Source organism: Bacillus sp. DX4.1 (assembly GCF_030348195.1).
Lineage (GTDB): Bacteria > Bacillota > Bacilli > Bacillales > Bacillaceae_G > Bacillus_A.
This window is the reverse complement of record NZ_JAUCFT010000008.1, coordinates 2,606,052-2,632,228: the sequence shown is the minus strand read 5'-3', so window position 1 is coordinate 2,632,228 and position 26,177 is coordinate 2,606,052. Positions and strand designations below refer to the sequence as shown.

27 protein-coding genes and 2 pseudogenes are annotated in these 26,177 nt (G+C 34.4%); 10 read left to right on the top strand and 19 right to left on the bottom strand.

Annotated elements, in window-relative coordinates; genetic code table 11:
- Nucleotides 1-239 precede the first annotated feature (239 nt).
- A complete protein-coding gene (locus QUF99_RS16375) occupies nt 240-419 on the bottom strand; it encodes a DUF4021 domain-containing protein (protein WP_289371334.1) in 180 nt (59 codons plus the stop codon).
- Nucleotides 420-685: 266 nt separating this feature from the next.
- Here QUF99_RS16375 and QUF99_RS16370 point away from each other — a divergent pair, with 266 nt between their 5' ends.
- The gene (locus QUF99_RS16370) at nt 686-1,888 is read left to right on the top strand and encodes an L-lactate MFS transporter (RefSeq protein ID WP_289371333.1); all 1,203 of its coding nucleotides are present in this window, start codon (nt 686-688) and stop codon (nt 1,886-1,888) included.
- Nucleotides 1,889-1,957: 69 nt separating this feature from the next.
- Here the strand turns inward: QUF99_RS16370 and QUF99_RS16365 are convergent.
- Nucleotides 1,958-2,161 (bottom strand): annotated as a pseudogene (locus tag QUF99_RS16365) (multidrug effflux MFS transporter); the annotation flags it as partial.
- A gap of 185 nt (nt 2,162-2,346) precedes the next feature.
- Between QUF99_RS16365 and QUF99_RS16360 the strand changes: the two are divergent.
- Nucleotides 2,347-2,850: a DinB family protein gene (locus QUF99_RS16360; RefSeq protein ID WP_289371331.1), complete on the top strand. Its 504-nt coding sequence runs from the start codon at nt 2,347-2,349 to the stop codon at nt 2,848-2,850.
- Between the two features lie 526 nt (nt 2,851-3,376).
- Here the strand turns inward: QUF99_RS16360 and QUF99_RS16355 are convergent.
- Nucleotides 3,377-3,700 carry a hypothetical protein gene (locus QUF99_RS16355; RefSeq protein ID WP_289371329.1) on the bottom strand — a complete coding sequence of 108 codons (324 nt, stop codon included), beginning with the start codon at nt 3,698-3,700 and terminating at the stop codon, nt 3,377-3,379.
- 440 nt (nt 3,701-4,140) lie between these two features.
- The gene (locus QUF99_RS16350) at nt 4,141-4,296 is read right to left on the bottom strand and encodes a hypothetical protein (protein ID WP_289371327.1); all 156 of its coding nucleotides are present in this window, start codon (nt 4,294-4,296) and stop codon (nt 4,141-4,143) included.
- A gap of 210 nt (nt 4,297-4,506) precedes the next feature.
- Here QUF99_RS16350 and QUF99_RS16345 point away from each other — a divergent pair, with 210 nt between their 5' ends.
- Complete coding sequence (locus tag QUF99_RS16345) at nt 4,507-4,632, top strand: hypothetical protein (RefSeq protein ID WP_289371326.1); 126 nt, start codon at nt 4,507-4,509, stop codon at nt 4,630-4,632.
- A 571-nt stretch (nt 4,633-5,203) separates the two neighbouring features.
- Here QUF99_RS16345 and QUF99_RS16335 read toward each other — a convergent pair.
- Complete coding sequence (locus tag QUF99_RS16335; RefSeq protein ID WP_289371325.1) at nt 5,204-6,340, bottom strand: YheC/YheD family endospore coat-associated protein; 1,137 nt, start codon at nt 6,338-6,340, stop codon at nt 5,204-5,206.
- A gap of 412 nt (nt 6,341-6,752) precedes the next feature.
- On the opposite strand from QUF99_RS16335, the gene QUF99_RS16330 reads away from it, so the two are divergent.
- The 4 genes and pseudogenes from QUF99_RS16330 (at nt 6,753) to QUF99_RS16315 (ending at nt 9,433) form a co-directional block, all read left to right on the top strand.
- Nucleotides 6,753-7,892: a YheC/YheD family protein gene (locus QUF99_RS16330; RefSeq protein ID WP_289371324.1), complete on the top strand. Its 1,140-nt coding sequence runs from the start codon at nt 6,753-6,755 to the stop codon at nt 7,890-7,892.
- 180 nt (nt 7,893-8,072) lie between these two features.
- A pseudogene (locus tag QUF99_RS16325) lies at nt 8,073-8,299 on the top strand (DUF4158 domain-containing protein); the annotation flags it as partial.
- Nucleotides 8,300-8,336: 37 nt separating this feature from the next.
- Nucleotides 8,337-9,158 carry a DUF2785 domain-containing protein gene (locus tag QUF99_RS16320; protein WP_289371323.1) on the top strand — a complete coding sequence of 274 codons (822 nt, stop codon included), beginning with the start codon at nt 8,337-8,339 and terminating at the stop codon, nt 9,156-9,158.
- 128 nt (nt 9,159-9,286) lie between these two features.
- Entirely contained in the window at nt 9,287-9,433 is a 147-nt protein-coding gene (locus QUF99_RS16315; RefSeq protein ID WP_289371322.1) for a hypothetical protein, read from the top strand.
- A gap of 717 nt (nt 9,434-10,150) precedes the next feature.
- On the opposite strand, the gene QUF99_RS16310 is transcribed toward QUF99_RS16315, so the two are convergent.
- From QUF99_RS16310 to QUF99_RS16290, 5 genes are all read right to left on the bottom strand, one after another.
- The gene (locus tag QUF99_RS16310) at nt 10,151-10,957 is read right to left on the bottom strand and encodes a YwqG family protein (protein WP_289371321.1); all 807 of its coding nucleotides are present in this window, start codon (nt 10,955-10,957) and stop codon (nt 10,151-10,153) included.
- Between the two features lie 72 nt (nt 10,958-11,029).
- Entirely contained in the window at nt 11,030-11,437 is a 408-nt protein-coding gene (locus QUF99_RS16305; protein WP_289371320.1) for a DnaJ family domain-containing protein, read from the bottom strand.
- Between the two features lie 21 nt (nt 11,438-11,458).
- On the bottom strand, nt 11,459-12,652 hold the full coding sequence (locus QUF99_RS16300) for an alpha/beta hydrolase (protein WP_289371319.1): 1,194 nt from the start codon (nt 12,650-12,652) through the stop codon (nt 11,459-11,461).
- 151 nt (nt 12,653-12,803) lie between these two features.
- Nucleotides 12,804-13,172, bottom strand: a complete 369-nt coding sequence (locus QUF99_RS16295) for a YxiJ family protein (protein WP_289371318.1) — start codon at nt 13,170-13,172, stop codon at nt 12,804-12,806.
- Nucleotides 13,173-13,183: 11 nt separating this feature from the next.
- The gene (locus QUF99_RS16290) at nt 13,184-14,035 is read right to left on the bottom strand and encodes a patatin-like phospholipase family protein (RefSeq protein ID WP_289371317.1); all 852 of its coding nucleotides are present in this window, start codon (nt 14,033-14,035) and stop codon (nt 13,184-13,186) included.
- Between the two features lie 191 nt (nt 14,036-14,226).
- Between QUF99_RS16290 and QUF99_RS16285 the strand changes: the two genes are divergently transcribed.
- Entirely contained in the window at nt 14,227-14,604 is a 378-nt protein-coding gene (locus QUF99_RS16285; RefSeq protein ID WP_289371316.1) for a PH domain-containing protein, read from the top strand.
- A 133-nt stretch (nt 14,605-14,737) separates the two neighbouring features.
- Here QUF99_RS16285 and QUF99_RS16280 read toward each other — a convergent pair whose 3' ends face one another.
- The 7 genes from QUF99_RS16280 to QUF99_RS16250 all read right to left on the bottom strand — a co-directional run bounded on the left by QUF99_RS16280 (nt 14,738) and on the right by QUF99_RS16250 (nt 20,926).
- Nucleotides 14,738-15,259 (bottom strand): YfiT family bacillithiol transferase, encoded by a 522-nt coding sequence (locus tag QUF99_RS16280; protein ID WP_289374676.1) that lies wholly within the window; start codon nt 15,257-15,259, stop codon nt 14,738-14,740.
- Between the two features lie 22 nt (nt 15,260-15,281).
- Nucleotides 15,282-15,797 (bottom strand): GNAT family N-acetyltransferase, encoded by a 516-nt coding sequence (locus tag QUF99_RS16275; RefSeq protein ID WP_289371315.1) that lies wholly within the window; start codon nt 15,795-15,797, stop codon nt 15,282-15,284.
- A 76-nt stretch (nt 15,798-15,873) separates the two neighbouring features.
- Nucleotides 15,874-17,196 (bottom strand): NAD(P)/FAD-dependent oxidoreductase, encoded by a 1,323-nt coding sequence (locus tag QUF99_RS16270; protein WP_289371314.1) that lies wholly within the window; start codon nt 17,194-17,196, stop codon nt 15,874-15,876.
- Between the two features lie 312 nt (nt 17,197-17,508).
- Nucleotides 17,509-18,288, bottom strand: coding sequence for an undecaprenyl-diphosphate phosphatase (locus tag QUF99_RS16265; RefSeq protein WP_289371313.1), 780 nt, complete (start codon nt 18,286-18,288; stop codon nt 17,509-17,511).
- 257 nt (nt 18,289-18,545) lie between these two features.
- Nucleotides 18,546-18,920: a nucleotide excision repair endonuclease gene (locus QUF99_RS16260; protein WP_289371312.1), complete on the bottom strand. Its 375-nt coding sequence runs from the start codon at nt 18,918-18,920 to the stop codon at nt 18,546-18,548.
- A gap of 66 nt (nt 18,921-18,986) precedes the next feature.
- A complete protein-coding gene (locus QUF99_RS16255) occupies nt 18,987-20,102 on the bottom strand; it encodes an NAD(P)/FAD-dependent oxidoreductase (protein ID WP_289371311.1) in 1,116 nt (371 codons plus the stop codon).
- 170 nt (nt 20,103-20,272) lie between these two features.
- Nucleotides 20,273-20,926: a YdeI/OmpD-associated family protein gene (locus QUF99_RS16250; protein WP_289371310.1), complete on the bottom strand. Its 654-nt coding sequence runs from the start codon at nt 20,924-20,926 to the stop codon at nt 20,273-20,275.
- Nucleotides 20,927-21,344: 418 nt separating this feature from the next.
- Here QUF99_RS16250 and secY point away from each other — a divergent pair, with 418 nt between their 5' ends.
- Nucleotides 21,345-22,649 (top strand): preprotein translocase subunit SecY, encoded by a 1,305-nt coding sequence (gene secY / locus QUF99_RS16245; protein ID WP_289371309.1) that lies wholly within the window; start codon nt 21,345-21,347, stop codon nt 22,647-22,649.
- Between the two features lie 155 nt (nt 22,650-22,804).
- Here secY and QUF99_RS16240 read toward each other — a convergent pair whose 3' ends face one another.
- Nucleotides 22,805-23,722 (bottom strand): DMT family transporter, encoded by a 918-nt coding sequence (locus tag QUF99_RS16240; RefSeq protein ID WP_289371308.1) that lies wholly within the window; start codon nt 23,720-23,722, stop codon nt 22,805-22,807.
- A 148-nt stretch (nt 23,723-23,870) separates the two neighbouring features.
- Between QUF99_RS16240 and pdxR the strand changes: the two genes are divergently transcribed.
- Nucleotides 23,871-25,307 (top strand): MocR-like pyridoxine biosynthesis transcription factor PdxR, encoded by a 1,437-nt coding sequence (gene pdxR / locus QUF99_RS16235; protein WP_289371307.1) that lies wholly within the window; start codon nt 23,871-23,873, stop codon nt 25,305-25,307.
- Nucleotides 25,308-25,340: 33 nt separating this feature from the next.
- On the opposite strand, the gene QUF99_RS16230 is transcribed toward pdxR, so the two are convergent.
- Entirely contained in the window at nt 25,341-25,838 is a 498-nt protein-coding gene (locus QUF99_RS16230) for a DUF421 domain-containing protein (protein ID WP_289371305.1), read from the bottom strand.
- Nucleotides 25,839-26,177: the final 339 nt, after the last annotated feature.

The following is a 26,177-nucleotide window of genomic DNA, read 5'->3' as shown; positions in this document are numbered from 1 at the left end:
CATAAGCATTAGAAGATGCCTTATCTTAACACAGCTTTACTGCAATAAAATCGTATATATCTAAACAACAAAAAGACACTTCATTGGTAAGTGTCTTTTTGTTGTTAAAAAATAATAAAGTCATTTCGTTTTGGATACGTAAATACGCATCATACCGCTATAGGTAACTAACAAGGTGAGTAATAAAAATTGTGATAATAAAGTTGTGTAAAAAGAACGCAAATTACCTATTTTCCATTTTATTTTTTTGAAGTTTCTTTTTCGTGGTGATCACTATCTTCCAGCTCAGTTTTTGGCATTCCGTACAATCCGTTCATAGCTTGTTCATCTGCATCAAGACCAATAACATCATCATTTTTATACAGGTTTTTATTCTTATTATCATTTTTGTCTTCTTTTCTAGAGTATGGGTTATTCATTTATAGCACCTCCCGTTTTTAGAGTCTCTAAAAATGAAATAATCATTCCAATTTAACGTAATGCTGTAACGATTTGAAATGAGAATTTTCACATATCTATTGTGGTGAAACATTTGTTTATATGAAGTGTATTAATACGTATTACGTATTAATACATCTTAATTTTTATTTCAATATCCGTATCTCGAGTAGCATTGTGGTTATAATAAACATCGTTAGACAATGATTGAAAAGAATTGAAGTAAGAAAAGAGAGGAAAAGATGGTATGAAACATTCATCTGTTAATCCGTGGATTGTTGTCCTCGGTACAATCATTGTACAAATGGGCCTTGGAACGATTTATACATGGAGCTTATTCAATCAGCCGTTAGTGAGTAAATTTGGTTGGGATCTTAACTCTGTTGCTATAACCTTCTCAATCACTAGCTTTTCTTTAGCATTTTCAACTTTGTTTGCGAGTAAATTACAAGAAAAATGGGGAATTCGCAAACTCATTATTATAGCAGGATTAGCTCTAGGAATTGGCTTGATGCTTAGCTCGCAGGTTTCCTCATTACCAATGCTCTATGTACTAGCAGGTGTTGTTGTAGGTTACGCAGATGGTACAGCCTATATCACTTCACTATCCAATTTAATAAAGTGGTTTCCGGAGCGTAAAGGTTTAATTGCTGGTATTTCTGCATCTTCATACGGCACGGGCAGCCTAATTTTTAAGTACATTAATGGAAAGCTAATTGATTCAGTTGGCGTATCACAAGCGTTTTTATATTGGGGCGTAATTGTTGCAATTATGGTGGTTATAGGCGCGTGTTTTATACATAAAGCCACTGAACGTGATACAGTTCATGAAACAATGAGTCATGATTATACAACAAGGGAAATGCTACGTACAAAAGAAGTTTATCTGTTATTTATCATGCTATTTACATCATGTATGAGTGGTTTATATTTAATTGGCATGGTAAAGGATATTGGTGTTCAACTCGTAGGGCTTAGCGCGGCAACAGCAGCTAACGCTGTCGCTATGATTGCTATCTTTAATACGATTGGTCGAATCATTCTGGGGTCGTTGTCAGATAAAATCGGCCGTTTGAAAATTGTTGCAGCAACTTTTGTCGTTATAGCTATGTCTGTTTTTGTTCTTAGTTTTGTGGACTTAAATTATGGTATCTATTTCGTCTGTGTAGCAAGCGTTGCTTTTTGTTTCGGTGGAAATATCACCATTTTTCCAGCTATTGTTGGTGATTTCTTTGGTCTAAAAAATCATAGTAAAAACTACGGTATCGTGTATCAAGGTTTTGGTTTTGGAGCACTCGCAGGTTCTTTTATTGGTGCATTTCTAGGTGGATTTAAGCCAACTTTTATTGTAATTGGCGCATTGTGTGTTGTATCATTTATCATCGCTATTTTGATTCGACCACCTAATCGGCAACAGGAAAAGCAAAAGATTTATCGCGGAGTAGCGTGAGCATGTTAACATGTTTAAATTTTATTACATTCTAAAAAAGAGACTCATTATGATGAGTCTCTTTTCGTTTTAAATCAAACACTTGAATTCTTTAATATTAGAAGTATAAATAAAAATCCTGCAAGTAATAGCCATAATGATGACAAGCACAAGAAAATACAGTGGCATTGTTAGTAAGGAACCTGTATGAAGTAAACTCATTCCCCATGTAATCATACTCACCACTAAATAGTACCCTAAGCTAAATAAGGCGCCAGCTGTCCCGATAGTATTAACCGTACATAATATTGAAGTCACCTGTGAATTTTAAGGGAAGGTCTGCATTTTATCAATAGCATGAGCAAACTAACTAATCCTAACTGAGCAGGTGAGCGGAAGAGGGATTAGTTAGATAGAAACAGAATAAAACACATATCAAAAGAATAATTAAGAATAGTGGAAAAAGGAGGGGATTTAATATGACGCATCATGCATTAAACCTGTATGACTACCACGTATGGGCGAATAAAACAATTTTTGATCGGTTAAAAGAACTTCCACGGGACATTTACCATAAGAAAATTCAAAGCGTGTTTCCATCCGTATCAAAGACAGTTTCGCACATTTACCTCACCGATTACTGTTGGTTAAACATTCTTTCTGGTAAAAGCATGAAGGAAGCATTGGCATTTGCAGATCATTTGAAAGAACAGACTGAAACGAAAAGTATCGAGGAAATTGAAACGATGTTTTTCGACTTATCTGAGCAGTATACATCGTTTTTCAATCAACAAGAAGATTTGGAAAAGACGCTAGTGCTTGATAATCCATATGCTGGGCTACGGGAAACTAGTTTTTCTGAAGTGGTCCTACACGTTGTGAATCATGGAACGTATCACCGTGGCAATATTACGGCCATGTTGCATCAAATGGGCCACGCCTCTGTTATGACAGATTATGGCCTTTTTTGGTATGCAAGATAAAACTGGTTAACTCGTTCTTCGTATCTCTAACCTTGTTGTTAACTCGGACATCGTTTTACTGTGTTGGAAACACTTGATTATTCCGCTGGCAAATTAGATTTAAAGAGACAAAAAATTAAATTCGAATCTGATTTACCAGCTTCTTGGAGACCAGAAATCGGTGTTACAACGATAGTGTAGCAAATGTATGAGAGAAATGATGTAATTTCTAATCGGATAATATGTAACATAAAACTTTGCAGGCCAACCCTTAAATGAATTCTTCTCAGCTGCTGTATTGGGTATACCAATTAAAATCAACCCTTAGAGAATAGCTCATTTAAGTCATATTCATTAAAAAAGCTGTTGAATGTGTAAATTCCACAGCTTTTTTAATTCCTTTTAATACTTGTTCTTCAGATAGATGCAACCTTAACAAGGTTAAAATCGGACTTTTTCATATCGAATTTGCTTAATGTGATAAATTTCCTTTTTTGCTGACGGTACTCCATGTCTATCAAGCCAATTAGCGAACGTTAAGTAAACTTTATGAATTTGTATACCTCATCCATCCACTCTCTGATCGTTTCGCCTTATACTTACCATAAGACAGAAGCTTCATTGCCGACCGATTGGCCGCGTGAAAAACCAAGCTCAGCTTCCATTCTTCCTCCATTTCACTGGGGTAGGCCGTGGATTCGTAAACATAATAACCCGCCATGATGCAGGGAACTACTTGCTCCGGCTCAAATCCATAAGTAGTTGCATCATCGACAACCAAATCAATGAGGCATCGGTTCCCATCTTTAACTTCTTTCTGGAGTAATTTCTTTACCGATCCTGGTACTAATTCTAATATCTCATCCTTCATGACAGTCACCTCATCCTTTATCATGTCCAGATAGCTTGGAAATATATTGAATGTATTGTGTCAAATTGGATAAAACTCGAAGCGTAATTGTGCAAGCTGAACAGAAGCTTGCGGACTATATCACTTCTAAGAAAAAGGTTTATGTAAACCCAAGAGATCTGGTGAAGCAGGGAGAAACGTATGGACGGTAATCCAGCTTTATCTAGAATATCTTTAAACATAACGTGTAAGCTTCTTGGATTCATCTTATTACCGTCTCTAGTAGTAAAAATCGGTTCTTCCAGATGCAGTTGATACTCGAGCAGTAACTGCTAATGCTGATAGAAGAGAGGGATGATCATACAGAAGCAGAGGTAGTAAGTATTCTTGGTGAGCCAGCAAAAAGATAATGTTACTTACTCGTCAAGAAAAAAGCCCAGGAGAGAATTCCAGGGCTTTTTTCATTTCTTCTTTGGTCTTTCAGCACGAAGAACAGCGTCATTCGTTGGTGTGTTAGGTACAAAATTGCCATGGCTGTCGATGCTGTGTGGTTCCTTATCGTATTGACCGTTAGCATTACGCTTCTTTGTTGTGAACGGGTCTTGATTGTGTCCCATGATTGTCACCTCCAATACTCCAATAAGCCTAGTATGTGCCAACAAGAAAGTATTTTGTCGAAAAGAAAATTCACAAAAAGTGGAAGGAGAAGTTGTAAACATCCTCAGTTCATAGTGTATTTACTTCGAGATAAAATAAAAATTTAATCTGTATGAAATTGTTCCTTTAGTACAAAATAGGTACAAATCTTAATAAGAGGAGGACAATTTATGACGAATCGAAACGATACTCGAGAACGTAAAAATAAATATCCTAATAATCCGAAAAACGATACTGAATTCTCAAAAGATGTAAATATTAGAAGTGAAGTAACGAAAAAAGATTTAAATAAATAATGTTTTAAGTTAGGGACATCTAATTGAGGACAATTTAATACTTAACTAATCTAAAGCATAGAAAAAACGAAATGACGTGCAAGCTGATATTAGTTTGCGCATCATTTCGTTTTTTTGTTGGTCTAGTAAGGTTTGTTCCAAATAACACTCCAATCGGTGATACTATAGACTTACATACAAATAATCAATCAAAAGAGACTGAATAAGATAGCATGAATGAATCAGTGATGAAACCAATTATTGAAACATCGTATTTAAATGCAGAAAAATTTGTAGATAAAAGGAAAACCGAACAGGATGTATGCTATCAAATTTGGAAGGATACGTTGGAATACTTTTAAAAAACCATTCAAGAATTCAGTAATTATATCGCATATCTATATAGCGAAAATGTAGAAGAAAAGATGATGACAGAAGCGTTTTTAATTTTTAAGGATCGCTTTACAACATATTTACGAGATTTCATTTATCCTCATTCCTGTTTATTATTCAAATATTTCTACTAAGCTGCTGAACTTTAGGGGGAAGTGATTATTGGACAGGACCGCCATAAAAAGATCGCAACGTAATTCTAGTTGCTCCTTTCTGGTTGGCTAGAAGATAGGAATTTTGCATACTCTAATGGATTAAGGAATGCCCGGTCAATCGTTTGTTCATCACAAGCCCATAATGACTTCTTTCCTGGCTTCATATTACATTCAAAAAGCCATAAAGAACCTTCTTTATCAATCCCAATATCAATGCCCATTTCTCCATAGCTGCCATAGGTCAATTCAAGCTTTTCAAAAATGTTGAAAAGTAATCTCTCTAATCTAGTTTTCAAACTACGTATTTCTTTATCCGAAAATCCTAATTTTTCACGAAAGAATTCCTCAAATGGGTAAATAGATGACTTTGTCTTTGTGTTCGTAATATGTGAGTTTTTTGCACTGACACGGACCGCATGGGACACACATTCTAATTCACCCTTTCCGTTTCGTTGGACATCACACCTTAAGTCTAAAGTGCTGTGTTTATATTGTAATAAATCAATCGACTTTTGGACAATAAACTCCTTACCTGCATAGAATGAATGTATGATCTGTATCAATTCTTCTAATGTACTTGCAGTCCCTTCCTTTAACCTTCTTTTTATAAAATATTTATATTCATAGCAGTTAGTTTTCTTGGTTACGCTTATTATCCCTTTTCCATTATTTTGTCTGAATGATTTTAAATAAAGACTTGAAGTATCTTTTAACATATTAACTATATCACTTTCATTTTTATACAATATTGTTTCAGGCAGATGAGGATGTATTTCTTCATATTTATATAATTCTTGGCAGGAATACCATTTATTATAAAAATAATTAGAGTTTATTTTTGTTATACTCATTTTTTCGATCGTTTCCCTGACTTTTTGTACATCTTTATCATCTTTGGATTCTCCGCTCCGGTTGTAATATACATCAGGAAATGGGAATTCAGCAACAGTCCACTTGCTTGTTTTAGTATTATAATAGACCCCTTTAATTTTATTTTTGTTATATTCCACATCTCTTTTTGAAAAAAAATACAGGTTTGTTTTGGCTATATTATTCATTTTTTGGAGTCTGTCAATATTGCGGCCTACTTTTTGTTCTTTTAATAAGTTTATGACACTCCATTTAACATGTACGCCAATAAAAGGGGAGTTGTTATCTGACTCATATTTATTCACTTCCATATTTATCACCTGCTTATTTTAATAAGTTTATGATACTCCATTTAACATGTACGCCAATAAAAGGGGAGGGGAGTTGTTATCTGACTCATATTCATTCACTTCCATATTTATTACCTTCTTATCGTTTGATCTCTGAGTTTATATTATAGTTGTTACTTTAAACCGCAACGGCACTTGCCCAACTAAAAAGAAATAATTCTTTTGATCCGCAGCAGCTCCTATTAAGTGCTTTTTTGTATTTATGGAAATTTCACTCTCCCTTTTACATAATATATAAAAAAATTTGTGAAAGGATGTTTAAAAAATGTATGAACCTCAAATAGAAAACCTCCCAAAACTGATAATTGGTGTTTTTATGATTTCTCAGAATAGACTATTTATATAAAAAATTTGTGAAAGGATGTTTAAAAAAATGTATGAACCTCAAATAGAAAACCTTCCAAAACCGATAATTGGTGTTTTTATGCAATCTAAGAATAAACTATTAAAAAAAGGTACCCTTAACAGTCACAATTTACTAACTAAAGCAAATGAACGTACTAAGGCTACTTTATATTTTTTTGCAAGAAAAAATGTTGACATAGCTAGGAAACTCATTAATGGTTATATTTATGACAAAGAAAGTGGCCAATGGATTCAAAAGGTTTTTCCATATCCTGATGTTGTATATAATAGAAATGTGACAATGGACAATGAGAAATACAAGTATATTAGAGATAGTTTTCGAAAAGAGAAGGTTATCTTATTAAATCCAGTCGGACGTTTAGATAAATGGGACCAGTATAAGATTTTTAACGAAAATCATACCCTTAAAAAATATCTTCCTGACACAGTCTCTTTTTCAGAAGAAAATTTAAGGACAATGTTTAACAGGTACAAAGAGGTTTATGTAAAGGGTACTAGGAGTGGACAAGGCAGACATGTAATCCAAGTTACCCAAACCCTTGATAATAAATTTCAGTGCAGATATTACGAAAGTGAATTAATAACATATACTACTGATAGTCTGGTCGAAGTTATAGAAAGATTAAAAAAAATATTAAATGGAAAAGAAGCAATCATCCAGAAAAAAATTGAATCGCTAAATAGAAAAGTTGATTTGAGAGTAGAGATACAAAGAAATAAATACAATAATATTGAAATTGTCGGAGCAGCCGTCCGTGTTGGGGATAAAAAAGTTCCTATCCTAAATACACGTTCTCAGCCAACGATATATAATTTAGAAAATTTCTTTTCGGAACAACTGGATTATTCAAGAAAAGAGTTGCAAAGTTTACAACGGGAATTAACTACATTAGTAAAAGCAGTTTTTCTAACTTTAGAAGAAAAATACGGAACTTTCGTTGAAATGGGTATTGATATAATGTTAGACAAATACCACGAGTTGTACCTGCTTGAAAGTAACGCTACCCCAGGACGTACTTCGCTATATCGTGGATGTGGTTCAGAAAGCGTCTCTAAAGCGTTCTCTAATGTTCTGGAATATATAAAGTGGTTGACCCAGGATAAATTGAACGGTAGCGTGTTGGAGGAGAAGAATTTATACGTATAACTCATCTAAGTCTCAAAAACAGAAGTTTTTGAGACTTTTTTTAGTTCATAGAAATTCTCTTAGGGTTAATCCCTTATAATTCCTATATCTTAGAAATTATGAGACAATACAATCGTACTACCTACAAAAATTAAAATAAAAAATTATGGTTTTATAACCAATAAAAGGGGAGGGATTCTTATATATGTAAGGGTACGAGAACTTCTTACAGCAGAAGAACGAAAGCGATATATGCAAATCCCCTCTGATTCAACGAATGGACATTAATTACATACTTTACCTTCAGTCAGCATGATAAAAAAATCATTAATCGCCATCGGAGGGATTATAATCGACTGGGTTTTGCTATACAATTAAGTGTTTTACGGTATTTAGGTTGGACTTTATCGGATATCGAACATATTCCTAGTCATAAAAACTTTAAAAGAGAGGACAGAAAATATTATGATGGACCAATACGAATTGAAACAAGAGCTACAACGCATCAAAAATAACAATTACTCCGTCCCGGAAGATGTGGACGCATATCCATATGCACAATGGATGCTTGACTATATCGGATCACCTGATGCCGAACTGCGCGATAAACTGATTTACAGTACGCTGTCACGATGGATTACAGGCGAAGTATTTAGGCAGAAGGAGCTACGCGGACTACTGCTGCAGGCACTGAGTCCCGATTATTTGTTTTACAAAATCGGTGATAAAGGAACGGACTCTGTTTTTAAGCGTGCTTTTTCTATTTTGATCCCGCCACTCGTTTTATCTGTTCATGAAAGAGAACCGTTCTTATCTGAAGAACAGCTATACAGCGTCGCAGAACAAGTTCTTGAGTATGTGTATCTTGAACAGGATGTAAGGGGGTATGTAGAAGGGAAAGGGTGGGCTCATTCCACTGCGCATGTCGCAGATGCCCTAAATGCTCTGGCCCGTACTATACGAAATCGTGAATTCGCTCATGCAATACTTGTTGCTGTTCGTCATAAGGTTTGTCTGCGCGATTACTTGTACATAAACTTTGAAGATGAGAGATTAGTGACTGCAGTAATGTCTTTATGGACCCAGAATACATTGGTTGAAGAAGAATGGAAAAACTGGCTTCACAGCTTTACGATAATTGAAGCAGATCCATCTCCTCAAAATGATATTTTAGTACAAAATATTAGAACGTTCTTAAGAAGCTTGTATTTCCGAACTTTAGAGAAAGAAGCAAACTCTGCGTTTACGATTGCTGTGCTGGAGACTTTGAAAGAATTGAAGAGATAAGTAAGACTGAGTAGCCAGAAATATACTGTCTCTGAGTATAAAGTGGGTATACATTAAGCTCGAAAGCTATTGAATATATAAATTCAGCAGCTTTTTTAAATTCTAAATGTGCGATGGAAAAGTCCGAAATGATCAAGCTATATTTAGAATGGTATAGTACATCAGACATTGGAAAGTTAGCTAATAAAACAATTAAACATTTTTCCGAATGGATTTATAAAGATAAAGAATTGTTTTTACAAAGAAAATATGAAATTTTTCAACAGAAGAAATAATTATTTTTGAGTCTCAACAAAAATAATTCTATTAACAAACACACTTTAATAATTAGCGTCAAACCAGTTAATAAGCTAAATTCCACAACAAGCAAGCTAACTGATTTGACGCTAACATTATAAAAGGTAAAAGAGCGGGGAGTGCCAACGAACAATCGGTAAGTAAATTTATTTTGTTTAGTTAACATAATACTTATTATAGGAAGTTATATAAAGAAAGGAGCTCTGTGTCTCTATAAGCAAGTAAACTATACATTTTGAGATGAAATGGAAATTTTTAATGAAATTTGATTCATATATCATTTCTTTATATTTGTATATGTTTGTGTGTAATTTATATTTGTTTCATCACAGCAGATTATTTTTAACGCTGACAATAATATTTTTTAGAGCGAGCATTTAAATTTCATTTTAGTTATAGATTGTTTTTTTATCATCAATTCTGTTTGCTGTATTGATTCGTATATTTACATCTATTTTATTAAATATATCCAAATAATGGTTCTATCAATTAAAATGCTTTTCTTAACCTATTATCATTCTTGATTTACCATTTTTTCATTTTAGTTAACATAATATATTTATTCCATCATTATTTGTTAAGAATGCTGTTTTTGTTTCAAGTTCTTTATTGGAAACATTCATATCTTTTCATAACGTATATGACTTACAAAAAGCCTCTCACTGAACCAATCTCCAGAAAAAGGCTTTTTCATCTTAACAACAATCCCAATTATACAGTACGTTTGAGAAATCTAAGTTTAGTAAATTTTCTTTTGTAATAAAGAAGTTTGCAATGCCGCAATCTCCCCACATAATACCTAAATCATCATCTGTATCGATTTGTAGCAATAAAATGTTGTGTTCTTGATAGGTTTCTTCCCATTCTCTTGGGTCGGATTGTGTAAAAAATGGATAACCGCCAATTTTATGACCTTGTCCGCCAAAATATTCTTCATAAATATCCCACATTTCCACTTCATTTTCAGCATCAATGACTTCATCTAGGTCAATTTGTAATGTTTCAAATCGATAGTCTCCCACGGTAACAGGCTGATAACTTTGCTCAACTAATAGTTTCGCCTCATCTGGAATAACAAAATATTCTAAATCTAGTTCATTCAAATAACTAAAGTCTGTAACTAATTTTGATTCATCATGAATGATTTCTCGGTGATAAACAATTCGGAAATTCTCTTGTTTTGTCGGGTTATCAAAGCTTGCACCAACAAGATCATCTTCCCCATTCACAAAAAACTGTAATAGTCCCTTTGTTGGCATGTTTTCAATATGTGGAATCTCTTCAAAGTTTAATTGCGCAAGCAGCACCATTGGTTTGCCGTTTGTATCTTTTGGATGCTCAGCATGAGTCGGTAAATATGGGTAACCACCAAACTTACTTTGATATAAAGTCGTTTTACCGAGTTCTCCTGTAACCTTTATAAAAGGCTGTACAGTATTCTCTAGTAGGTCTCTATGTTTTTCTAATTGCTTCGGAACTTGCAAATGATATGTTTTTGACATTCGATATTCCCCCAAGCTTATAAATGAAGTACATGCATATTATATAACGTGGTTTACGCGAACAGACAACTATTAAAAATCCGCTTTCACTCTCATCTTTTGCGCTGCTCGCGGACAAATTAAGTTATGTTCTAAAATCTTTTTATTAATATGTCGAACTACCTTTGCTGCTTCCTCCGGATTTGTATATTCCTTCAATTTTTCTTTTAATATATCAATTTCTTTAGAAAGTTCTACCCATCTTGGTAAAACATGATTATCTTTCAATGTTTTATAAAGTTGTTTTTCAGGGTTATAAGAGAGATTCTTATCAATGTTAAGGGGTTTTCCCTTTCCTGATAAATCATTAAAAGCTCCTTCTTTTTCTGCACGCTTAATAATAGAATCTATATGATCTTCATACGTAAAAGACCAAACCTTCTCATCCTTTACTAAGATTTCTTGTTTCTTTAGCGCTTTGTCCAAATCTTTTTTGTTCATAGCTTACCTCTTCCCTTCTCTTTAAACGATCGTTTTAGAATTATTTAGCGTTAGTAAACCTTCAGCAAACTGTTCACGCCACCAAATTTCATCGTGACCGCCCGTAAATTCAAAATAGGTAATTTGGTATTCGTTTTCTTTAAGAGTCTTATATAGGCTTCTATTTGCTTCTAAAAGCGATTTGTTCTCAAACGTTCCGGCTGCCATGTACGTATGAAATGGGTATTTGCTGCTGCTTGTTAAAAATTTCTGTTCAATCCATGGAATCGTATCTTCATAACCATCTTTTTTTCGATGAACGGAACCTGAAAGTGACAACACATTACCAAAAACATGAGGATACTGCAGTGCTGTATAAAATGCTGCTAGACCACCTAGACTTAGACCGGCAATCGTTATATGAGCTGGATCCTTTTGTACATGATATTTCGTTTGAATCCAAGGAAGTAACTCATCTTTTAAAAATGAGTTCATTTTATCGCTATAAATAAGCTCAGCAAATCGATCTACATGATCCATTCCAACTACAATACACGAAGGAATTTCCTTTTTGTAAATTAGGTTATCAAGCGTAGTAGTTGCAGAAAGATTTCGCATAAATGAACTGCCATCAAATGTAATAAGAAGGTCTTGAGGCGTTGATGTACGAGAGTAATCGCGAGGTGTGTAAATGGTAAGCTTCCTTGCGTTCCCTAAAGCTGAACTGTAAAACGAATATGTTTCGATTTCTCCATGAGGAATATGATTTTGAAGATACGTTTTATCATATTGGATTGCTGTTCCTAGTTCTAAAAAAGACGCTTTATCGGGATTAGTACCAAATGTTTTACTATTAAATTTATCCAATTGGTAATGTTCACTGCGTTTTACCCAATCATGTTCAAAATGATCATTAACAGAAAAATAATATGTTGAAACAAATTTTTTATTCGTTCGAAATGTTTTATACCATAGATTTGTATGTGATAGCTTGTCTAGTTTATTTGAAGTAAGATCCCAACCAGGATAACTACCAAATACATATACATTTTCTGTTTCTTCATCCCCTAACCAAATATAAGTAATAAGACGATACTCTTCGTTCATAGGACAAATCTCTATAAGAGGTGTCTCATTTGTTTTCATTTCATCTAGAAACTGATTTAACGTTTGTTCATTTTCATTTTGTAATTGTTCCGCAAGTTCATTTATCAGGGGACTTAAAATAGAGTTCATTTCTATTCTCCTTTCATAGCATAAATATTCTCTATATTTATTTTCGTTTCTCATGTGCAAATTCCTATATAAATACCGTGACTATGTTGTATATTTTATGAACAAATAAAAAACACACAAACCATGCTGCTGTCTGTGTGTTTATGATCTCTTAGGAAAGATAATAAATTAATAGTTTACGAGCTCTTTCATAATACATATATTCTTTATAAAATGTTGGGTACTTTTCTATACGATTCTCTAAAAACCGATACTGTTTAAAAATATCAAAAAACGACAAGTGAATCCGCTCAATTTGATTTTTCGGGGTTTTATTTGCTTTACCATTTAAAACATAGCTTAAACTCCCTGCAATGTACATCCAATACGTATTCAAATCAGCATTTAAACAATCTTCCTCAGAAAAACTTTCCTTAAAATCTTGATATATTTTGCGCGTATCACGATATGGAAATGGCTGAGTTAAATGATGATGTAACTTCTTTAGCTCTTCAAAAATCGTCTTTTTTCCTAGTATCAATCGATCACTCCTTATTTGTTCATCCACTCTAATAACTTCTCATGCTGCGTCTTTGCATCGTTATACCCAAGGTTATATAAATTAACGAGTTTCTCTTTATTGCGTTCTATACCGCTTATAGGTAGCTGTACACTTGGTTGAATCACAAAGAAGTTCTCTCGTTGCGCTGCAGAATACATGTAAGAAACGGTTTCATTATAAAAGTGATAATGATTTACTAATAGCTCCGATATTTTAGGATAACGCCGATATATAAATTTCGCCATAGGTGAAAACTTATTCCGTTGTTTCTCATATCCTTCTGGTTTTGTCATAATGACTATATTTTTTCGAAATCCATCGTATTGTGCCTTTCGAATTGGAATAGGATCAATGATTCCTCCGTCTAATAGCTTTTTCCCATCATAGTCCACAGTTGGAGCGATAAACGGTACAGAACTCGATGCACGAATAATTTTTAAAATGTCATTTCCATGCTCCTGCTTATTATAATAAATAGCTTGTCCTGATTCACAATCCGTTGTTCCTATAACAAACTGCTCATTTCCGTTTAAAAATGTTTGAAAATCAAACGGCTCAAGTTTATTCGGAACTTCATCAAAAAGGAAGTCCATGCCAAATAGTTCTCGTTTCCATAATAAATTCCGATAGGATATGTAACGATGATCAGAAACTAATTCTGTATTTACTTTTTTATTTCTCCCTTTTTGGCGAGACAGATAAGTAGCCCCCATACATGCACCTGCCGAAACACCGACTACGTACGGAAAAAATAAATCATTCTCCATAAAGTACTCTAGGACTCCTGCTGTATATAAGCCTTTCATCCCTCCGCCTTCTAATACTAAACCGATATTTTTCATCTATACTCCCTCTGCTATCATTAATTGATTTTATTATCAACTTCATTTTAGCATAAGATATTAGGAGGAAGTGTTAACAAATTCATTGCAATGAGTAATAAAACCTCTTTACATTATGTAAGAATCTCTTCCTACATAACGTGATACAATGTAAGTAACTCATTCCATTCATAATAAAGGAGGAATTTTATATGGGTTTATTTAGTGGGATTTTAGGAAACGCTTCTGACACGAATACGGATAGCGTGGAACGTGATTTAGAAAAGATTATGCTTGAAGATGAACAAGTTGAACATGCATATAAATTGATTCGCGATTTAATCGTATTTACAAATCGCCGTCTCATTTTAGTTGATAAGCAAGGGATGACTGGTAAGAAAACAGAATATCATTCTATTCCTTATAAAAGTATTACACAGTATAGCATTGAGACTGCTGGTCATTTCGATTTAGATGCAGAACTTAAAATTTGGATTTCTAGTATGGACAATCCGATTACGAAAGAATTCAAAAAGGATGATAGTATTTATAACATCCAAAAAGCATTAGTCACATACACAACAAAATAACGATAAATGTATGTTTATGCAAAAATAAAAGTATTAACCCCGTATATTTTGGAACAAAATGCGCTGTTTTCTTTTAAATATACAAAAAGACTATCTAATTTACAGATAGTCTTTTTGTATGAAGTCTTATAGATTACCAACCTAACCTTTTCCGTAAAGATACAATGTGTGCTGTATGATGACGACCATGCCATGCATAAAGTCCAATTGCAACAGCAAGTTTATTCTTACCCGTTTCCGGATGATTGAACGTTTTATCAAGATCCGCAGGTCCTAAAGAACGTAATAAATTTACCCACCTTTTATGTAATGCTTCTAATAACACTAGGGATACATCTACTGGTAGCTTTGAATCAGGAAGTTCTGCCCATTTTTCTTCCATGTACGGTTTAATCGTAGGATTGTTTTCTGTAAGGGCTAATTTAAAACGAATATAACTATTCATATGACTATCGACAACATGATGAATAACCTGACGCACTGTCCATCCACCGGTACGATATGGCGTATCAAGCTGATCTTCTTGCAAGCCTTTTATCGCCTTTGTTAATTCTGCAGGAAGATTTTCAATTTCTTTTATCCAATTTTTTATTGTATCTTGCGTAATGTTTTCTTCATAAGTAAAATGACCAATCGGATAACGTAAGTCCATAATTGTATTGCTCCCCTTTTTTGTTTTAGTTAGTATGTCTCCAAATATAATGGATGAAATCAATTTTTTGGCCGTATAACTCTGCTGCTGTTTCATCAATTGAGATACGTGAAAAATAGTTCTTTTCTAATACTTTTTGAGAAGCGATATTATTATTTGTTGTTTTTGCATGAATTTCAGTAACATGATAGTTTACTGCTTCATCTAAGAGGATTTTCACACCCTTAGCTGCAATACCTCTTCCAACATACTCTTCTCCTATTCGATAACCAAGATATCCTAATTTTTTGTCTTTCTCAATGTCCACTAAATTGATTCGCCCGACAATTATCCCTTCATCATTTCTTATGAGGTGAAAATATGAAATACCTTCGAATTGTTCTTTTAATAATTCATAGAGTATCTTTTGAAACGTTTCATATGTATAGTAATCATCTCCACGACTAGGCACCATCTTTTCAAAAAAAACTCTGTTACTACATTCAAAAGCAAACAATTCCTCTGCATCTTGTGCCTTTAACTTTTCTAGGTATACTTCCATGTGTTAACCAGCCCTTTTCAAAATCAATTAACTATATAAATTTGCTATTTAGTCGCGAATTCCTGCCGGAGAAAGACTATTTCCATCGACTCATAAATATAGCAAGCAATACTTTTGGATGAAAAAGGTGCAAAGGGGTACGTATAAGATTCATAACTCTAACCAACCGAGTATAAATTTCTGAATTACTTGCGGAAAGTTGATATATTTTTTTCGTATACCATTGTTGAAATAGCTGCATAAAAGCCTTGTCTCCTTTAATCATAGGATGACGAAAAGATTCTGTAGTAACCATTTCCCACGGCGTTGCAATAATCTTAGAAATTCGCTTATAAAACTTTCTAGTGAACCCTTTTTCTAGCGAACTACCTTGCTGGAGACACTTTTGCAATTCTGCTGCTTCCATCGCTGCGACAGAAATTCCTTGTCCAAATACAGGATCAAAACGACAGTGAGCATCTCCAATTACTAGGAAACCTTCTGGAATATTTCTTACTAAATCAAAACGCCGACGTACTTGGTAAGGAATCTTATGTACTTTTATATCTGTAATGGATTCTGCCTGTTCAAGAAAATGAAGTACATCTGGAATAGGTAACTTATGAGCGAAGGCAAGAAATTCTTCGTCAGTTTGAGGCGCACGCTCATTGGCGTAACCACTAAAAGTCACAAAATAACGATTGTCTTCAATCGTTTGAATGAATGCGCCATAAGGGTTTTCAGGAAAACTAGGGGAAATAAGTAAGTTACACCAGTCAAGACGTTCTTTCTGTTTTAGACAAAATAATCTAGTTGCATAAAATAGCTGAATCCATATTTTTTCTTCCTTCACCTTTATGCCATACGTTTGTAACCAATCTATATTCTTGGAACCAAATCCACTTGTATCAACAACTACATCTGCATGAAGTTCCTCTTCTATTCCTGTCTTCAAACATCGTACTTTTACTCCGGAGATTTTGTTATGCTGCTGATTTATTAGCAACTGATCCGCCATTGTTTCATATTTCGTTATAATATTAGAAGATTGATTGATCCGTCTTTGTAAATGCCACTCCAGCATAGGACGACTCTGTTGGACCATTTTCAATTCTCCAGCAAAGGATTGCTTCCACAAGCCAAAGTGATGCCACCTTAAATCACCAGTAAAGTTATTTACAATACCTCCATCTTCTATTAATTGCACCGTAATATTAGGAAATAATTTCTCAATTGCTTCTGCTCCTCCTTTTAATAACACATGGGGATGATGGCTTTGTGGCACTCTTTTTCTAGGACTTTTTTCACTCCACTCTTCACCAGCTTCTAAAATGATGACTTCTTGAAAGGACTGAGATAAAGCTTTCGCTGCTAGTTTCCCAGCAATGCTCCCGCCAATAACGATCGCTTTTCCAAACATTTTTCTGCCTCCCATCTCATGATACCTATACTAAAATCTAAATTTTTATAGTCCCATTCATTTTCCAAACATGTTAATAGAATTATAAAATAAAAAATCCTGTTGTATAAATGCGACACAGGATTTTCTCATCAACGTTATTCACCGTTTCCTCTTATCATAAGTACTGCATGTGCAAACAATCCACAAGCAATCCCAATAAAAATACCAATGTTCGGCTTCTCTAATAAAGTTCCACTTGCTAAACCAAGCATAAAAAATCCTCCATAAAATAATCCGACTGCTTAACCAGATTTTTTATACTCTATCCTCCTAAAATATGCCAGTGAATTGTAAAGTTAAAATTAAGATTCCGAGAGCCCATACGTAGTACGCAAATACCTTTAAAGAATGATGTTTTAAATACTGAATCATCCAGGACACTGCGATATAACCAAAGAATGCCGCAGATAATGTACCAATAATTAAAGACGTACTAGAGATTGCTTCTGCTTTCCCTTGAAAGACATCAATAGACTGCAAAATGATTGCTCCAACAATAGCAGGTGTCGATAATAAAAAGGAAAAATATGCTGCTGTTTCACGGTCTAGCTTTCTCCAAAGTGCAGCGACAATCGTCATGCCAGAACGAGAGATTGCTGGAAAGATAGCAAATGCTTGAAACGAACCAATAATTAAAGCATCTTGATATGTAATATCATCCATCTTTTTCCGTCCATTTGTTTGTTTCTCTGCCATATATAGAAACAAACCCGTCACTAAAAATTCCCAACCGATTGTGACACCTGTCTTTGAAATATCTTCAAAAAAATCTTTAAATAATAGACCAATAATAACAGCAGGAATTGTTCCAACAATGAGTAAAAATGTGAGCTTCGAAAACGGATTTTTAATTAAATAGATAAACTCTTTCTTATAGTAAATAAACACTGCAAGTAACGTTCCGATATGAAGCATCGTATCTAAAAAAAGTCCTGCTTCATCTAAACTAAACAGATGTCTTCCTAAATACAAATGGCCAGTACTACTAATAGGCAAGAATTCGGTTAATCCTTGAATAATCCCTAAAATAAAGGCTTCTAACCAGTTCATGATTGTCTCCTTTCTAGTTTGCTTGTACCATTATATGTTTGTTTTTTCTTGTTATGTAAAGTTGTTCATTTTTAGGAGATTCTTATATTGAATACATAAGCGTGTCATAAAGAAAGAGGGTTCGATGCAGATTTATAAATAAACAATGAAAAAATGATGTGTCATTGAAAAGTAAAAGTGTACAACAATGGTGTTCAAATAAAATCCCCCCAGCACAATACTGGGGGGATTTTATAATAGACAAACTACAATGCTTTTTATTTAAAAAACACTTTATCTACATTATATTTTGACTGAAGTTCATTAATGATATATGTTTCGTAAATTTCTCTTTCCAATTGGTCCTCTACTACACATACATCAATTCGATACACTTCATCTCTGTGTGCTTTAATTGGTGAAACATTGTCTTCAAAATGCTTTTTAATTCTTTGTCTTATTTTTCTTGCTTTCCCAACAAAAAGAAGTTCGTCATTTATGTTATAAAACATAAAAATTCCGCCTTTATCTCTTGGAATCAGGTGGAAATCGATGAACCCATGAATAGGAGTTATTATTGGTTCATCACCTTTTATTACTTGTTTTCGTTCTGTTATAGAAATATCAACTGCAGGTATATCAATTTTAATCAAGTTACGTCACGTCCTCTTTTGGTATAAAGGTAAATAATAGCACAAATATGTAAGAAAAGCTATTATTTACTCAATTGCTCCAGCAACATCATAATGACTAAGGTCCAGTTCTATCGGCTGTCCTAAAGCAAGTTTTGCGAGTTCTGAACCTAAGTATGGACCTGCTGTTAATCCAGAAGCGCCTAATCCATTAGCAACAAGTATGCCTTCAAAGTTAGGTAATGAACCAATTATAGGAAGAAAACCTGGTGTGAACGGTCTAAATCCTACTCTTGTTTCAAGCATCGTGCTATTTGCCAGACCTGGAGCAACTGACAATGCTTTATCAAACACTTCATGTAAACCACCTGCTGTAACTCGGTAATCAAGACCCGTATCATTTTCGTGTGTTGCACCTACAACTACTCGGCCATCTTCGAAAGTTAGGATATACTGATCATTTGGTGGCATAACTACTGGCCAACTTTTGGTATCCGTATTTGGCATGTGTAAATGAACAATTTGTGCTTTTTGGAAAGTCACTAGAAAGTTAATGCCAAGCGGCTTTAGTAACTCGTTTGCCCATGCACCAGCAGTTACAATAACTTGATCTGCCGTTAACGCTTTACCGTTTACTCTAACACCTGTAACATGCTTGTTTTCATGAATTAAAACTGCGTCTCCCTTTATAAAGGTAGCACCATGTTTTTTAGCAGCATTTACAAGAGATTGACGAAGGGCTCTTCCGTTAACACGAGCAGCACCACTTATATGTATAGCGCCATATTCTTCTGATAAAGGCGGAAATAAACGTTTCGTTTCAATCGATGATAAGCGAGTAATTTCACCTATTTCCGGAGCATCCTCACGTCGTTTATACGCTCGTTCCTCCATTTGATCTAACTTTTTACCCTCTGTATGTAAGCTAATAGCACCTACTCGGTTATAACCTGTATCCGTCTCGCCATCCTCTTCTAATTGTTGAATTAAAGAAGCGTAGTAACGAGCTCCACCTTTTGCGATTTTGTACCAAGCTTGATTACGACGCTGCGAAAGCCAAGGACACACAATTCCAGCTGCCGCATCCGTCGCCTGCCCTAAATCTTGACGGTCAACTAATGTAACATTAGCCCCTGCCTTTGCGAGGTGATAAGCAGTAGATGCTCCTAGAATTCCAGCTCCAACTACAATATACGATTTCATTAAAATACACCTTTTTCATTTTAATTCTTTTATTTCTTATATGCTCTAAGGTGGTTCAAATTCATTATAGACAGTACCTAATATTAATGGTACATCGAAACCACACTCTTTTAAAAAGTACAAGTCATCTTGTCATGCTCACGTTCTACGTCTGGCACGCTGACACTGCTTTATTTCTTCTTCCGACGGAATAAATCGAGTGACTTGTACTCTTGCGAAAGGATTTCAATCATTTGTTGTTGACGCTTTTCATGAGTTCGTTGCTGCTTTGCCGAGAATATGTGACGCGCCCAATCTTTTTGATATCCCGGTGTTAAGCTTTGATAAAACTTAAGTTCAGTGGGATGATCGGCTAATAATGCTTCAACATCCTTAACATTATCCTCATAATCCGCAACACATTGGCTAGCAGGAGAAGTTTTCTTAACTTTCTTTTTTTCACGTTTTAAACCTACAACAGTAAAGACATCATCCATACTCACCATACGCGCGAACTTGATATCGTTATTACCTACATATCCATCCTCTCCAACTTTCATTGCTGGAAATATTTCATCTCTGTGAACAAAAGTTTCATAACGAGTGTTACCTTTTTTCGGGTAAGCGAAAAATACATAACCTTTCTCAAGTAATAGTTGTTCATTATTAAGGATAAGTTGTGTATGCGTAACCATCTCATCAATTGTTTCTACAAAAATAAAAATAGCATCATGATCTTTGGAAAGGGTAGTCGTTTGTTCAGTAAAGACATCATAGTCGTTTGGTTGGTTGACTATTGCCATATTTGTATATTTATTAAGATTTAATTTGTCGATAATTGTCATAACAGGCCCCTTCTTTTTTGAATTAGAGTTTCCATTATATTCATTGTTGTTTTCATAGCATAATATTACTACAAGGTTATATAACTGCAAAGGAGAATAATTTTGCTCCATGTTAATAATTTACAAATTCAACTATTTATCTAGAAAAAACTATGAAATAGCTGTTATTTTCGCTCTTTTCCGCCTTTTCTATATACAATTTTTTATTTATTAGTTATATTATGGTTATTGAATGATTACGAAAATCAATCTATCGCTTATATTTGTATTTTTATATCCATGACAAAACTGCAAAATTTTTAAAAATCCATTTGTCAAATGAATTCTACACGGAAGGAGGTTTGTGGTTTATTCATCGGGATATAAGGATCAGTTTTCTTTCATTTAGACAACTGACAAAAATACAGGAGGCGACATGATGTTTCGTACAATTTCAAACTTTATGAGAGTAGCTGAGATTAGAAGTAAAATCCTTTATACGTTAGCAATGTTAATCGTATTTCGGATCGGCACGTTTATCCCAGTACCTCATACAAATGCAGAGGTACTAAAAGTACAAGATCAAGCCAATGTTTTAGGAATGCTTAATATTTTTGGCGGAGGAGCCCTGCAAAACTTCTCAATCTTTGCTGTAGGTATCACTCCTTATATTACAGCTTCCATCATTGTACAATTATTACAGATGGATGTTGTTCCTAAATTTACAGAGTGGGCAAAACAAGGTGAAATGGGCCGGAAAAAGTCAGCTCAATTTACCCGATACTTTACAATCATTCTTGCATTCATTCAAGCCTTAGGAATGTCTTTTGGCTTTAACAATATAGCAGGCGGACAATTAATTTCAAATCCAGGATGGACAACCTATTTATTTATCGCTACGGTATTAACTGCTGGTACTGCATTTTTAATGTGGTTAGGTGAGCAAATTACCGCAAACGGAGTAGGTAACGGTATTTCTATGCTTATCTTTGCCGGTCTTGTTGCAGCGATTCCAAATGTGGTAAACCAAGTATATTTACAACAATTCCAAAATGTCGGTGATCAACTCTTTATGCATATCGTAAAGGTTGCATTAATTGGCTTAGTTATTTTAGTTGTTATTGTTGGTGTGATTTACATTCAACAAGCTATTCGTAAAATACCAATTCAATATGCAAAAGCTGTTACAGGGAATAATAACTATCAAGGAGCAAAAAATACGCATTTACCTCTTAAGGTAAATAGCGCAGGTGTAATTCCAGTTATCTTTGCTTCTGCATTTCTAATGACGCCGCGTACAATCGCGCAACTATTCCCTAATTCTGAAGTGTCGAAATGGCTAAGTACAAATCTTGACTTTACACATCCAATTGGAATGATCCTATACGTTGGACTCATTATTGCATTTACATACTTTTATGCATTTGTTCAAGTAAACCCTGAACAAATGGCAGAAAACTTAAAAAAGCAAAATGGATATGTTCCAGGTATTCGACCAGGGAAAATGACTGAGAAATATGTAACAAAAATCTTGTATCGCTTAACTTTTATCGGTGCAATTTTCTTAGGTGCTATTTCTGTTCTGCCAATCGTATTTACAAAGTTCGGTAACCTTCCCCCTTCTGCACAAATTGGTGGCACAAGTTTACTGATCATTGTGGGTGTTGCGTTAGAAACAATGAAAACGCTAGAAAGTCAACTTGTTAAACGTCATTACAAAGGATTTATAAAAAAAGTAAATTAATTATCAATACATAAACACACAAGAAAGCTTCTCGTACTATTTTGCAGTTTTAATTCTGCGACTATATACGAGAAGTTTTTTATTTATCATTTGAAAAATAAAAAGGTCTTGAGCCTAACGTAGCGTAAAAGTTTAACATTACCATTGTAAGGAGATTACATCTCTTTTTTTAATAACTTCCCTTGTTTCCAATACAATTCAAGTGTCGATCGATTCGCCATAAATACACCTATTAAGATGAAACAAGCTCCCACTCCCATGACTGGTTTGATCGGTTCTCCTAAAAATAAATAGCCTGTCATTACAGCGATTAAAGGTGAAACATAAAGCCACGTAGAAGGAAACACTGGGTTGGTTTTTGATAAGAGCCAGTAATACAATCCGTGTCCACCGATAGAACCGATAAAGATCAAATAGAGAATAGGCCATTGAACGCTCCATGATGTTAATACAGACAGATTTGGAGCTTCTATAAAGATAGAACAAACAATCAGTAATAATCCCCCATAAAACATTTGAATTCCATTCACTAAAAACGGCGATACTTTCGGTAGATCCGATAAAATCTCCTTCGAATGAATCGTACCCATTCCGTAGAAAAACTCTCCTACTAATATAACAAGACAGGCGATACTCCATACATAAGAAACTTGTTGTTGAAATCCTGGCAAGGAAATACAAACCACTCCCATAAGAGCGACTACTAAAGCAAAAAGTTGTTCCTTTCTCAATTTGGTTTTATTTCGTTTTACTTGAAGCAGTAAAATCATCATCGGACCTGTAGCAGAAAGAACAGCGGCCAAACCGGAAGAAATATGCTGCTCTGCCCAATATAAAGTCGAAAAGGTCATAAAGGTAAGACAAAAACCAGCATACATAATTCGTTTAGATAAAAGGTATGACATGACATGTTTACGTTTCACAATAAAAAACGTTATGACAATCACACCTGCTATAAAGAAACGGATACCAGCTGAAAAAAGAGGCGGTGTGCCGGCCTCAATCCCGATTTTAATTGTTAAAAATGTCGTTCCGAAAATAATACAAATGAGAACATAGCTGAAAATAACCATATAATTTCCTCCTTTTTACTCTTGAAATGAGTATAGAGGAAAAGATGTATAACAGTACATCACGGCATATAACAGTTGCATGAATTTTCAGTTGATTGTAGGCGTTTTTTCAGTTTTAATGAAGATAAAAAGAAACTCAGGTGAAATTATGAAGATTGTACTACGCAAGGAATCTAATATACCATTCTATCAACAAATCTGTGCACAAATTGTCCAGCGTATCCAAAGTGGAATGTTAGCAGGTGGTGAACTCCTCCCTTCTCTACGTACCATGGCAGATGATTTAAAAGTAAGTGTATTAACGGTTCGCAAAGCGTATAAATGGCTCGAAACAAAAGGCTATGTACATATAGAACCAGGAAAAGGAGTTTACATAAGAGGAAAAAGAGATGGTGCCCTGCAAGTACAGGAACCATATGATTGGCAGCATATGAAAGCTGTTAATGTTGTAAGGTCTCGATATGTAAGTAATCGTCAAAAAAAGTATTATGATTTTTCTCAGGCAATTCTCTACCCTCGTCTTTTACCGAATCCATTTCTATCAGAAGAAATGCAAAAACTATTAAACAAAGATCAAATGATATTAGCCACTTACGGCCCTGTACAAGGCGATGAAGAGCTTCGCGTAGAAATTACTAAATACTTAAAAGACTATCAAGGGTTAACTGTAAACCCTGCTCATTTATTAATTACAAGTGGTGCACAACAAGGAATTGACTTAATTGCTCAAACATTATTAAAGCCTGGGGACACAGTAATAGTAGAAAGTCCATGCTACGGCGCTGCCATTGATGTATTTGTTAATAAAGGAATTTGTGTAATTCCCGTGGAGCTTGATAAACAAGGTATTCGCTCTGATTTATTAGATGAGATTTGTCAAAAAAAGAAGCCAGTTTTGTTATACGTGAATCCCGCTTTTCATAACCCGACCGGAATCGTAATGAGTGAACAAAGACGAATCGAGCTTATAGAACTAGCAGAACTGTATCATTTTTTTATTATTGAAGATGATTCTTTTGGTGAGATTTACTTTGATGAAATTGAACTTCCGGCTCCTCTTAAACATTATGATAAAAATGGTCATGTCATTTATTTAAAAGGATTCAGTAAAACGTTAGCGCCAGGACTTCGCATCGCAGCATTGCTAGCGCAAGGACCTGTATTTGACTGGTTATATGCTGTGAAAGCTTTAATGGATATAGGTAGTCCACTGTTAACACAAAAAGCCATTCTACCTTTTTTACGGACTGAAAGAATGAAAAATCATTTAGAAAAACTACGGACTGCATTACAAATACGACGTGACACCGCAGTAGAAATACTTTCTCCTTTAACAGATACAATTTATTTTCAAATACCACAGGGTGGTTTTAATTTATGGATTTCTCTTTCAGATTCAATGAATTCATCTGCATTACTTGAAAAAGCAAATGAAGCTGACATTTGCTTTTTACCTGGAACAGCTTGTTTTGTCCATGAATCAAAACATAATTATTTGCGTATTAGCTATTCTATGTTAAGTGAACAAGATTTAGTGATTGGATTACAAAAGCTCCGTGATGTAATATTCACTTTTCAAAAATAGCTTTGAAAGGGGTCTAATATAGTTACATATTAACTATTCTTTAAAAGTGTACTGACGCAGTATCTTTTCTAACACTTCACGAGTAATTGGCTGTGCCTGAGCTGTTAGTTGATACCCAATGCGACCGTTTGGCTCTGCTGTTACTTGTTGTAATGTTTTAATATCATGAATTCCTTGTTCCCTTAAACACATAAACAATTGCTGTTCTGTCATTTTGGCACGTCTTAAATTACTCTTTAAAACTTTTCCTTCTTCAATAATAATGATGCTATTACCGTCTAGGAATTGTTCCACCTTTCGTGATTTCATCTCTAAATAATGAATAATAAGTAAAACACCAGAAAATATACACGCAGCGAGAATAGAAGGTCCTACTTTTCTACTTAGCACTGGTTCTACAATAATGCGTCCAATGGATACAACGATAATGATTTCAGCTCTTGTCATCTGACTGATCGATTTACTCCCCGTTAATTTTAAGACAAGGATACCTGTAACGATTAGTATTAAGCTTTCAAAAAGAATATTCATTAATAATCCAGTCCTTTAAAGGAGTTTTCAATTTATGGATTTTCTTGCTATACTCCACAAAGCAAAAGAAGCAAATTGATCAACGAGACGGTTAATAACCTTAGACATCTCATAATTCATACCGATGCTCTCCTTTATTTCTGAAATGATATATAAATATCATTTCAGAAATAAAGAAAAAAACATGTAACGTGCATTTGAGAAGGTTAATTCATTCATTTCTCAAATCATTGAGTGAGATATATCTTCAAGTTAAAATATAAGTAACTCCTACAATTCAAAATGGCCCCCATAATTCATATACCATGCCTCCAATTACTAACATTAAAGCTAAAGCTA

What these genes read in the sequence shown, in the direction of transcription:
- QUF99_RS16375 (WP_289371334.1), bottom strand. Translation starts at nt 419, where the DNA reads ATGAATAACCCATACTCTAGAAAAGAAGACAAAAATGATAATAAGAAT.
- QUF99_RS16370 (WP_289371333.1), top strand. Translation starts at nt 686, where the DNA reads ATGAAACATTCATCTGTTAATCCGTGGATTGTTGTCCTCGGTACAATC.
- QUF99_RS16360 (WP_289371331.1), top strand. Translation starts at nt 2,347, where the DNA reads ATGACGCATCATGCATTAAACCTGTATGACTACCACGTATGGGCGAAT.
- QUF99_RS16355 (WP_289371329.1), bottom strand. Translation starts at nt 3,700, where the DNA reads ATGAAGGATGAGATATTAGAATTAGTACCAGGATCGGTAAAGAAATTA.
- QUF99_RS16350 (WP_289371327.1), bottom strand. Translation starts at nt 4,296, where the DNA reads ATGGGACACAATCAAGACCCGTTCACAACAAAGAAGCGTAATGCTAAC.
- QUF99_RS16345 (WP_289371326.1), top strand. Translation starts at nt 4,507, where the DNA reads ATGACGAATCGAAACGATACTCGAGAACGTAAAAATAAATATCCTAAT.
- QUF99_RS16335 (WP_289371325.1), bottom strand. Translation starts at nt 6,340, where the DNA reads ATGGAAGTGAATAAATATGAGTCAGATAACAACTCCCCTTTTATTGGC.
- QUF99_RS16330 (WP_289371324.1), top strand. Translation starts at nt 6,753, where the DNA reads ATGTATGAACCTCAAATAGAAAACCTTCCAAAACCGATAATTGGTGTT.
- QUF99_RS16320 (WP_289371323.1), top strand. Translation starts at nt 8,337, where the DNA reads ATGATGGACCAATACGAATTGAAACAAGAGCTACAACGCATCAAAAAT.
- QUF99_RS16315 (WP_289371322.1), top strand. Translation starts at nt 9,287, where the DNA reads ATGATCAAGCTATATTTAGAATGGTATAGTACATCAGACATTGGAAAG.
- QUF99_RS16310 (WP_289371321.1), bottom strand. Translation starts at nt 10,957, where the DNA reads ATGTCAAAAACATATCATTTGCAAGTTCCGAAGCAATTAGAAAAACAT.
- QUF99_RS16305 (WP_289371320.1), bottom strand. Translation starts at nt 11,437, where the DNA reads ATGAACAAAAAAGATTTGGACAAAGCGCTAAAGAAACAAGAAATCTTA.
- QUF99_RS16300 (WP_289371319.1), bottom strand. Translation starts at nt 12,652, where the DNA reads ATGAACTCTATTTTAAGTCCCCTGATAAATGAACTTGCGGAACAATTA.
- QUF99_RS16290 (WP_289371317.1), bottom strand. Translation starts at nt 14,035, where the DNA reads ATGAAAAATATCGGTTTAGTATTAGAAGGCGGAGGGATGAAAGGCTTA.
- QUF99_RS16285 (WP_289371316.1), top strand. Translation starts at nt 14,227, where the DNA reads ATGGGTTTATTTAGTGGGATTTTAGGAAACGCTTCTGACACGAATACG.
- QUF99_RS16275 (WP_289371315.1), bottom strand. Translation starts at nt 15,797, where the DNA reads ATGGAAGTATACCTAGAAAAGTTAAAGGCACAAGATGCAGAGGAATTG.
- QUF99_RS16270 (WP_289371314.1), bottom strand. Translation starts at nt 17,196, where the DNA reads ATGTTTGGAAAAGCGATCGTTATTGGCGGGAGCATTGCTGGGAAACTA.
- QUF99_RS16265 (WP_289371313.1), bottom strand. Translation starts at nt 18,288, where the DNA reads ATGAACTGGTTAGAAGCCTTTATTTTAGGGATTATTCAAGGATTAACC.
- QUF99_RS16255 (WP_289371311.1), bottom strand. Translation starts at nt 20,102, where the DNA reads ATGAAATCGTATATTGTAGTTGGAGCTGGAATTCTAGGAGCATCTACT.
- QUF99_RS16250 (WP_289371310.1), bottom strand. Translation starts at nt 20,926, where the DNA reads ATGACAATTATCGACAAATTAAATCTTAATAAATATACAAATATGGCA.
- secY (WP_289371309.1), top strand. Translation starts at nt 21,345, where the DNA reads ATGTTTCGTACAATTTCAAACTTTATGAGAGTAGCTGAGATTAGAAGT.
- QUF99_RS16240 (WP_289371308.1), bottom strand. Translation starts at nt 23,722, where the DNA reads ATGGTTATTTTCAGCTATGTTCTCATTTGTATTATTTTCGGAACGACA.
- pdxR (WP_289371307.1), top strand. Translation starts at nt 23,871, where the DNA reads ATGAAGATTGTACTACGCAAGGAATCTAATATACCATTCTATCAACAA.
- QUF99_RS16230 (WP_289371305.1), bottom strand. Translation starts at nt 25,838, where the DNA reads ATGAATATTCTTTTTGAAAGCTTAATACTAATCGTTACAGGTATCCTT.